Annotated in this window: 7 protein-coding genes; 6 read left to right on the forward strand and 1 reads right to left on the reverse strand. The window is 73.3% G+C overall.

Features of this window, described 5'->3' with window-relative positions; all coding sequences use genetic code 11:
• The first annotated feature begins 1990 nt into the window (after window positions 1–1990).
• The 4 genes from ABZ495_RS32335 to ABZ495_RS32350 all read left to right on the forward strand — a co-directional run bounded on the left by ABZ495_RS32335 (window position 1991) and on the right by ABZ495_RS32350 (window position 7042).
• Entirely contained in the window at window positions 1991–3034 is a 1044-nt protein-coding gene (locus ABZ495_RS32335) for a substrate-binding domain-containing protein (RefSeq protein WP_359839415.1), read from the forward strand.
• A 181-nt stretch (window positions 3035–3215) separates the two neighbouring features.
• Window positions 3216–4820, forward strand: coding sequence for a sugar ABC transporter ATP-binding protein (locus ABZ495_RS32340; protein WP_359839417.1), 1605 nt, complete (start codon window positions 3216–3218; stop codon window positions 4818–4820).
• On the forward strand, window positions 4817–5851 hold the full coding sequence (locus tag ABZ495_RS32345; RefSeq protein WP_359809183.1) for an ABC transporter permease: 1035 nt from the start codon (window positions 4817–4819) through the stop codon (window positions 5849–5851). The genes ABZ495_RS32340 and ABZ495_RS32345 overlap by 4 nt, the downstream gene beginning before the upstream one ends.
• Before the next feature lie 336 nt (window positions 5852–6187).
• The gene (locus tag ABZ495_RS32350) at window positions 6188–7042 is read left to right on the forward strand and encodes a DeoR/GlpR family DNA-binding transcription regulator (protein WP_359839419.1); all 855 of its coding nucleotides are present in this window, start codon (window positions 6188–6190) and stop codon (window positions 7040–7042) included.
• Window positions 7043–7143: 101 nt separating this feature from the next.
• Here ABZ495_RS32350 and ABZ495_RS32355 read toward each other — a convergent pair whose 3' ends face one another.
• Window positions 7144–7944 carry a DeoR/GlpR family DNA-binding transcription regulator gene (locus tag ABZ495_RS32355; protein WP_359839422.1) on the reverse strand — a complete coding sequence of 267 codons (801 nt, stop codon included), beginning with the start codon at window positions 7942–7944 and terminating at the stop codon, window positions 7144–7146.
• Window positions 7945–8481: 537 nt separating this feature from the next.
• Between ABZ495_RS32355 and galT the strand changes: the two genes are divergently transcribed.
• Complete coding sequence (galT, locus tag ABZ495_RS32360; RefSeq protein ID WP_359809186.1) at window positions 8482–9585, forward strand: galactose-1-phosphate uridylyltransferase; 1104 nt, start codon at window positions 8482–8484, stop codon at window positions 9583–9585.
• The coding region (locus ABZ495_RS32365) for an NAD-dependent epimerase/dehydratase family protein (protein WP_359809192.1) at window positions 9582–9691 on the forward strand (110 nt) is incomplete at its 3' end. The genes galT and ABZ495_RS32365, both read left to right, overlap by 4 nt.

Consider the following 9691-nt stretch of genomic DNA (forward strand, 5'->3'; position numbering starts at 1 on the left):
GCGGCGACGGAGCGGGTGCGTGCGGAGTCGGTTTCGGGTCGGATCGGTCACGGAGTCGAAATCGGACACGGGGGTCGGATCGGTCACGGAGTCGGATCGGTCACGGGCGCGCACCCGCGCCGGGGGGGGTACCGCGTGCGACAGTGCATCCGCCTCACCGGGGGCTCGGCACGCGCCGCGGTCGAGGAGGCCGCCCGAGGGCGACGGCCGGTGGGCCACCGAAGGCCCGGGCGGGAGCGTCCGCGATCACTGGACAGCCCAAAGCGGAATCGTCTATCTGACACCCCTTCGGAGCTACAGCACCCCAGCAGGGGGCCAAACTACCGAAAGGCCGCACGAAATCGTATACCTGATGCCTCTTCGGAACTGCGCCCCCACCCCCGGCGGCCCTACGTCACCGCGGGTCCGTGGCGGTGGGACTGCCCGCCGGAGGCTCCGGAGTCGACGGGGGTGTGCCGACCGGACTGGGCGGGGCCGACGACGGTACCACCACCACCGGCACGGACGGGCTCGCCGGCACCAGGGTGGTCGGCAGCGTGGGCGGCGGCTCCGAGGCCGGCCTACGCGTCCCGGTGGGAGTCGGCCCGGGCGAGGTCCGGCCCGCCCGGGGCTCGGTCGGGCCATCGGACGCCGGACCGCCGGACGCGGGGCCGGTGGGTGCCCCGGATCCGGACGCCTGCGGCCCCGTGGCCACCGGGGCCGCGGAGGTCTGCCCGGTCGCGGACGGCTTCGGGCTGCCGGGCCCGGTCGGCCCCGAACCGGCGAGCCCCTTCGCCGGCCCCGCCGTCCCGCTCTCCGCCGTCCCGCTCTCCCCCGCCCCGCCGCCCGCCGTGCTCCTCACCGCGGGAACGGCCGGATTCGCCGTCGGTCCTGGCGGGGCCTCCGAGGTGGTGGCACCGGGCACCGAGGCCGTACCCGGTCTGGGTGCCTCCCGGCCCTCCTGCTGGATGGCCACGGTACCGCCGACCAGTGCGGCGGCCGAGAGCGCCAGGCTCCACCACGGGACGCGGCGCGAGTCGCGGCCCGGGCCGACGACCGGGGCCGATGACAGGGCCGGCCGTTCGGCGCGGGCCACGGTGCGGACTCGTTCGAGGACGACCGTGGGTTCGTCGTCGCCTCCGTACATCGCCCCCGGCCGCGGTGGGCGCCCGCCGACGGAACAGGAGGGACAGGACGGCGCGGGTGCCCCGGGCGGCGGGGAGGACGGCCCGTCCGCGCCGCCCTGCCGAGCGGCCAGGTACCGACAGGTCCGGACCGCGACGGCGACGGCGCGGGCGCGGCGGACGTCCGCGGAGTCGTCCTGGGGCGCGGTCCCGGCGGCGGCCGAGGACGGCAGCTCCCGCTGTCCGGCCGCCCGCACCACGGCCCGCAGGATCTCCCGCCGGCACTCCTCGGGCAGCGACGGCAGCGCGTCCGCGGCCGCCTGTTCGCCTGACTGGGGCAGCCGGCCGCGAGGATCGAAGGCGGTCCAGGGCGCTGAGGGCTCTCTCACTGTTCTCCTTGCGTGCGACTCGGCAGGCGACCGTCCACCTGCGGCGGTCGTGAGGGTTGGAGCGCCGTCGCCCCCGACCGTCCCGGGGGTTTACCGAAGCGTTACCGCCGGCTCTCGGACCGGGCGGACCGGGCGCGACCGGTCCGGATCCGGGCCCGCCCGGTGAACCGCCTGTTGAGCCGCGGGGCTTGCCACCTGACTGCCCGTCCCGTCCGCCCCGCCACCGGCCGCACGTCACAAGGTGGTCTCGACCCCGCCGCACCCTTGACGTGGTTTCCGAAACAGAGGTGTCATATCCCCATCGCGTTCGGAAGTGTTTGTTTCTGGCAGTCTACGTTCGATTGACTGGCCAAGGCGGGGCTCCCGGCCTCAAACCACCACCCGGTCGGCGCACCGCCGCACTCCACCGCTCGCATTCCACCAGCATGTGCACGACTGCCCGACTCCCTCGCACCCGTTCCGTCCCTGCGGCTGGTGCGCCCTCGAAGGAGCTCCCCCATGTTCCGTCCCACCAGCCGCGCCGCCGCCGCAGCCGGCCTCCTCCTCACCCTGGGCCTGGCCACCGCCTGTTCGACCGGTCAGGAGTCCGTGAAGTCGGGCGACGCCTCGGTGGCGCCGGTCTCCGGGAAGATCTCGATCACCTACCTGCAGAAGCAGGGCGACCAGGAGTACTTCGTCGGGGAGGCGGCGGGCGCGAAGGCGAAGGCCGCGGAGCTGGGGGTCGACCTGAAGGTCGTCAACCTCGGCAACGACGCGAACAAGACCATCAGCGAGGTGCAGTCCGCGGTCGCGCAGAAGACCAACGGTGTGATCATCGTGGTGCCGGACCCGGCGGTGGGGCCGCAGGTCGTGCAGACCGCGCGGGACGCGAAGGTGGCGCTGCTGACCTCGGACGACCAGATCTGCGCCAGTGGTCCGGACCCGGCGGCGTGCTCGAAGGACGACCTGGTGTCGCGGATCGGGTTCTCCGGGCTGCAGATGGGCGGCGAGGTCGGCAAGCGGGCCGGTGAGGAGTTCAAGAAGGCGGGGTGGAACCCGGCGGAGACCCGGGTGGTCTCGGCGTGGAAGCAGGACGTGACGGTCTGCGGTGACCGGGTGAAGGGCGCGAAGGAGGCGTTCGCGGCCGCGGTGCCGGGGGTGCAGAACATCGACGTGGCGACGGACAACACGCCGACGGGCGCGCAGGACAAGATCGCGGCGACGGTGACGGCGAACCCGGGTGTGAAGAACTGGGTGCTGTGGGGCTGCAACGACGAGAACGTGCAGGGCGGGGTGACGGCGCTGCAGAACGCGGGCGTCTCCGCGGACCACGTGATCGGGGTGGGTCTGGGCGCGTACCTGGCGTGCAAGGACTGGAGCGGCGGCAAGCCGACCGGGATGAAGGCCGCGCTGTTCATCAACGGCAAGGACGTCGGCGCGCTGGCCGTGCAGACCATGTACGACAAGCTCAAGAACAGCAAGGACTTCCCGAAGGAGGCCTTCGCGCCCACCACCATGGTCGACGCCACGACCTGGCAGAGCGCCGGAGTCACCTGCAGCTGACCCCGTTCGGGCCGCATCCCCCGGCCTGACGCAGCGTTCCCCGGCCCGGCCCCTGCACCGCCGGGCCGGGGACGCCCCGCCGGCCGGACCGCCCGAAGCTCCCCCACCCGGTCCGCCACCGACCGCGTCCCACCGGCCGCGGACCTTCCCGACCCTCCCGCACGACCTCAAGGTGACCCCGATGAGCCCAGCCCCTGCCGTGAACCCGGAACCCCGCCCGCCCACTGCCGAGCCCGCCGCCGGGAGCGTCGGTGTCCATCAGGTCACCAAGCGGTTCGGTGCGGTCCAGGCCCTCGGTGGCGTGACCCTCGACTTCCCGGCCGGTCAGGTGACCGCGTTGATGGGGGAGAACGGGGCGGGCAAGTCGACCCTGCTGAAGATCCTGACCGGTGACCACCAGCCGACCGAGGGCCACGTCGTCCTCGACGGCCGCCCGCTGGCCCTGTCCTCACCGACCGACGCCCGCCGCGCCGGGATCCGGATCATCCCCCAGGAACCCGAGATCATCCCGCACGTCTCGGTCGCCGAGAACGTCTACGCCGGCTCCCTGCCCCGCAGGGCCGGCCGCCGCCTGGACCGCGCCGAACTGCGCCGGCGCATCACCGCCGACCTCGACCGCCTCGGCTTCGCCGGCGTCCTGGACCCCGACCTCATCGGCTCCCAGCTGACCCCCGCCCAGCGCCAACTCGTCGAGATCCTGCGCGCCCTGACCGGCGACGCCAAGGTCATCGCCTTCGACGAACCCACCTCCTCGCTCTCCGAGCACGAGGTCGACGCCCTGTTCGCCCTCATCCGCCGCCTGCGCGACCAGGGCGTCGCCGTCATCTACGTCTCCCACCGCATGCAGGAGATCTTCCAACTCGCCGACCGCATCGCCGTCCTGCGCGACGGCACCCTCGCCGGCGTCCAGGACGCCCACGCCACCACCGAGGGCGAACTCGTCCGCCTCATGGTCGGCCGCGACCTCAGCAGCATGTTCTCCCGCCAGGACGTCGCCACCGACCGCGTCGTCCTCGACGTCCGCGGCGTCACCACCGACGCCGTCCACGACATCACCCTGCGCGTCCACGCCGGCGAAGTCCTCGGCCTGGCCGGCCTGATCGGCGCCGGACGCTCCGAACTCGCCCTCGCCCTCGCCGGCGACCTGCCCATCCACTCCGGCACCGTCACCCTCGACGGCGAGCGCCTGCCCTCCGGCAACCCCGGCGCCGTCATCCGCGCCGGCCTCGGCCTGGCCCCCGAGGAACGCAAGGCCCAGGCCCTGTTCCTACAGCGCTCCATCCGCGACAACACCTCCCTCGTCGTCCTGGAACGCCTGCGCCGCCTGCGCTTCGTCCGCCGCGGCGCCGAACGCGAACTCGCCCAGGACTACACCGACCGCCTGCGCGTGCGCACCCCCTCCATCGAGCACGAGGTCCGCAAACTCTCCGGCGGCAACCAGCAGAAGGTCGTCCTCGCCCGCTGGCTCGCCCGCAAGCCCAAGGTCCTCATCCTCGACGAACCCACCCGCGGCATCGACGTCGGCGCCAAGGCCGAGATCTACCAGATCATCGCCGACCTCGCCCAGGAAGGCATCGCCGTCCTGGTCATCTCCTCCGAACTCCCCGAAGTCCTCGGCCTCGCCGACCGGATCGTCGTCATGCAGAACGGCCGCATCACCGGCGAACTCCCCCGCGCCCGAGCCACCGAGGAAGCCATCCTCGCCCTCGCCATGGCCGACGACATCACCCACGACAAGCCGACCACCGCCCCCACGACGACGACCGCCCCTGGAGCCCGCGCATGAGCACCACCACCGCCCGGCCGACCGCCGAGAACGGCGCACCACACCGGCCCACCAAGAACCGCGCCTCGCTCCTGGCCTCCATCGGCGGTCAGAACCTGAGCCTGATCGGCGCCCTCGTCCTGGTCCTGGCCCTGTTCGGCATCCTGAACGACAACTTCCTCAGCATCACCAACATGCAGGTCATCGCCGAGGCCGCCACCATCACCGGCCTCCTCGCCGTCGTCCAGACCGTCGTCATCATCTGCGGCGGCCTCGACATCTCCGTCGGCTCCCAGGTCGGCATCGCCTCCGTCGTCTCCGCCATGGCCTTCACCTCCGCCGGCTCCAACGCCCTCGCCGGCATCGCCGCCGCCATCGGCATCGGCATCACCGTCGGCATCCTCAACGGCGTCATCATCGTCTACGGCCGCGTCAACCCCACCATCGCCACCCTCGCCGGCCTCGCCGCCTACAAGGGCATCGCCCAACTCGTCTCCAACGGCCGCGCCCAGGGCTACGTCCTCAACAACGACCTCTTCGTCTTCCTCGGACGCGGCAAGATCGCCGGCCTGCCCGTCATGGTCTGGCTCCTCATCCTCGTCGCCACCACCGTCCACCTCCTCCTCAAGTACACCGACATCGGCCGCAACATCTACGCCATCGGCGGCAACGACACCGCCGCCCGCCTCGCCGGCATCAACATCAACAAATACCTCGTCTCCGTCTACGCCCTCATCGGCATCGTCGCCGCCCTCGCCGGCATCCTCCTCACCGCCCGCACCGGCTCCGGCCAACCCACCTCCGGCAGCGAAGGCCTCGAACTCAAAGCCATCACCGCCGCCGCCCTCGGCGGCTGCGCCCTCAAGGGCGGCAAGGGCGGCATCGGCGGCACCCTCCTCGCCGTCGCCCTCCTCGGCTGCCTCGAGAACGGCCTCACCGTCGAAGGCATCAACTCCTTCTGGCAGAACGTCGCCCAAGGAGCCCTCCTCGTCGCCGCCGTCGTCATCCAGCAGCGCCGCAACGGCGAACGCGCCATCGGCCTCCCCGCCTAGACACCGGGCCCGGGCCTCCGGACCGATCGGCCCGGAGGCCGTGCCGGGTCGGCCGACTTCCGCACCCGCCCGGACGGCGGCGCCCGTTCGACGAACGGACCGCCCCGGTCGCGCCCGTGGGGAAGGGCGAGGGCCGCCGAGGGTCGGCCCGCTCGCCACAGACTGCCGGTGGTACCCGACTGGACCGGGTGCCACCCGCGGTTCCGTACCGGCCGCTTGGCCTCCGACTCACCACCGGGCCCGTCCCGGAACCGCGTTCGACGGAGCCGTCCTCGACGGGACCGTCTCGATGGAGCCGTATCCGATCCGCCCGAGGGAGCTGACCACAGTATGGTGATGCCCGATCAGGGGCTGCTCGCCCAGCAGCGCCGCGCCCTCATCCTGGAGGCGGTCCGGCGCGACGGCGCCGTGCGGGTGTCCGACCTGTCCGTCGCGTTCGGGGTCTCCGACATGACGATCCGGCGCGACCTCGACGCCCTGGCGCGGTCCGGGGCGGTGGAGAAGGTCCACGGCGGCGCGGTCACCGCCGGCACCGCCCAGGAACTCGGCTTCGAGGTGAAGTCCACCCTCGAATCGGCGGCCAAGGCCACCATCGCCGAGGCGACCGCCGCCCTGGTCGAACCCGGCACGGTGGTGGCCCTCAGCGGCGGTTCCACCACGCACGCCGTGGCGACCCAGCTGCTGAACGTCCCGGACCTGATCATCCTCACCAACTCGCTGCCGATCGAGCGCCTGGTGCGCGGCGCCCCGGACACCGCCCAGCGACCACCCGTCGTGCTCCTGACCGGCGGCAGTGCGACGCCCTCCGAGGCCCTCGTCGGGCCCATCACCGACCAGGCCATCGCCTCGCTCCACGTCGACCTGCTGATCCTCGGCACCCACGGGGTCACCGAGAACGAGGGGCTCACCAGCCCCAATCTCGCGGAGGCCCAGGCCAACCGGATGTTCATCTCGCGCGCCCGCCGCGTCGCGGTGGCGGCGGACCACACCAAGTGGGGCGTCACGGGGCTCAGTACCTTCGCCGACCTGGACCAGATCGGCTGGTTCGTCACCGACGACGGGATGCCGCCGCAGGCCCGTGCCGTCCTCGCGGAGCGGGTCGGCAAGCTGATCATCACCGCCCCCGGCGCCCCGGAGAACGACGGCAGGAAGCCGGGCCCGCTCCCGCGGGGGCCGCGGCCGCCGGAGTGACCGCCGTGGACCGGCGGTGGCACGGCCGGTCGGCCCTCGGGAACGGGTCAGTCCTTGGGAACGGGTCGCCCCTCGGGAACGGGTCAGTCCTCGGGAACGGGTCAGTCCTCGGGAACGGGCGCGACGACGAGTTCGCCGACCGTGTCCGCCAGCACCGCGCGGGCCTGGCCGGAGATCCCGTCGTCGGTCACGAAGCAGTCCACGTCGGCCAGCGTGGCGAAGGAACTCAGTGCCACCACACCCCACTTGGTGTGGTCCGCGACCACCGCCACCCGGCGCGCGGCGGCCACCAGGGCCCGGTTGGTCTCGGCCTCGGCGAGGTTGGGGGTGGTGAGCCCGGCCTGCTCGGAGACCCCGTGCGTGCCCAGGATCAGCAGGTCCATGTGGAGGCTGCGGATCGCCTGGTCGGCCAGCGGCCCGACCAGCGCCGCCGAGCGCGTCGGGCTGCCGCCGGTGACCAGCAGGGTCGGCGCCGCGTCGCCCAGCTCCCGGCGGGCGGTGCGCAGCAGCTCGGCGACGGGCAGGGAGTTGGTGACGACGGTCAGGCGGGGGACGGTGAGCAGTCGCGAGGCGACGGCGAAGGACGTGGTGCCGGCGGAGAGCGCGACGACGGTGCCGGGCTCGACCAGGGCGGCGGCCGCGTCCGCGAGGGCCGCCTTGGCCGCGGACTCCCGGGTGGACTTGGCCTCGAAGCCGGGTTCGTCGGTGGTCGCGGTCGGTCCGGTCACCGCGACGGCGCCGCCGTGGACCTTCTCCACTCCCCCGCTGCGGGCGAGCGCGTCGAGGTCCCGGCGGATGGTCATGTCCGAGACGCCGAGCTCCTCCACCAGGTCGGCGACCCGGACGGCGCCGTCCCTGCGGACGTACTCCAGGATGAGCGCCCGACGCTGCTGCGCCAGCATGCCCTGATCCGCCACGACGCTCCCCGTTCCGGTCCCTGTCCCGCCCACGGCCGCGCGCGGCGCGCCTGTGCGCCGTCGGCCGGGTCTGCCGGCCACCAACGTAGCGCAGGGGAGAACAGGATCGAACGGCGGAGCGCCTCCTTCCGGTCGTGTCCGGGGGCTCGCCCGCCCGCTGCTGGTGGAACGTGTTGACCTGGCCGTCCTCGACCCGCTGCTGCGGCGAACCGCGGCCCGGGCACGTCCTGGGGCGGCCGCCGGGCGCGCCCGGCGCGGTCCGCGCGCCCCCTCGGGCACCGTCGCGACCCGCGAAACCGCCTGGACCCGCGCGCTTCCCCGGCGTCCGCCCGGCCCCGCGGCACCGGCCCCTCGGGCCCCGCGTGTCCGTCCTGGCGCGACCGTCGCCCGCCGTGCCAGGCTCGCCATAGGTTCCCGATTCACCACCGTTGCTTTTTGCTCATTTATGTTTGATTATGTGGTGCCACAGTCCGTTGGCGGAGCGAGGCACTCGCCGCCCGGGACCCCCGCCGAGAGGAAGCCGTGATCAGGACGACCAGCAAGCTCGCCGACGGGCGCGAGCTGATCTATTTCGACAGCGACGTGCCCGCCCACCGCGGCACCGCGGACCTCCGCCCCCTGGAGGCCCCGGCCAACCGCTCGGAGATCCGCCGCGACGCGGTGACCGGCGCCTGGGTGACCGTCGCCGCCCACCGCCAGGCCCGGACGTACCAGCCGCCGGCCGACGAATGTCCGCTCTGCCCGTCCCGCGACGGCCGGTTCAGCGAGATCCCCGACGCCGACTACCAGGTCGCCGTCTTCGAGAACCGCTTCCCCTCGCTCGCCGCGGACAGCCCCGCCCCCGAGGGCGCCGCCGGCGACCCGCTGCGCACCGCCCTGGCCGGCACCGGTCGCTGCGAGGTCGTCTGCTTCACCTCCGACCACCAGTCGTCCTTCGCCGCCCTGGACGAGGCGCACGCCCGGCTGGTCCTGGACGCCTGGACCGACCGCACCGCCGAACTCTCCGCGCTGCCGGGCGTCGAGCAGGTCTACTGCTTCGAGAACCGCGGCGCCGAGATCGGCGTCACGCTCGCCCACCCGCACGGCCAGATCTACGCCTTCCCCTTCGCCACCCCGCGCACCGCCCGGATGGTGGAGCAGGCCGCGAAGCACCGGGCCACCACCGGCCGCAACCTCTTCGAGGACCTGCTCGACGCCGAACGCGGCGACCCCCGGCGCACCGTCCTCACCGGCCGGCACTGGACCGCCTTCGTGCCGTTCGCCGCCCGCTGGCCCTACGAGGTGCACCTCTACCCCAACCGCCGGGTAGGCGACCTCACCCAGCTCACCGAGGCCGAGCGCGCCGAGTTCCCCGGTGTCTACCTGGAGCTGCTGCGCCGCTTCGACCGGCTGTTCACCGCACCCGGCGCCGACGGGCCCGCCGCGCCGACCCCGTACATCTCCGCCTGGCACCAGGCCCCCGCCACCAACGGCGCGGAACTCGCCCTGCACCTGGAGCTGTTCACCATCCGGCGGACCGCCGACAAGCTCAAGTACCTGGCCGGCGTGGAGTCCGGCATGGACGCCTTCGTCAACGACGTGTCGCCCGAGACGGCCGCCGAGCGGCTGCGCGAGGTGGCGTCATGAGCGCCGCCCGCAAGTACCTGGTCACGGGTGGCGCCGGCTATGTCGGCAGCGTGGTCGCCGCCCACCTGCTGGAGGCGGGACACCAGGTGACCGTCCTGGACGACCT

Source organism: Kitasatospora sp. NPDC005748 (assembly GCF_040630735.1).
In the GTDB taxonomy this organism is placed as follows: Bacteria; Actinomycetota; Actinomycetes; order Streptomycetales; family Streptomycetaceae; genus Kitasatospora.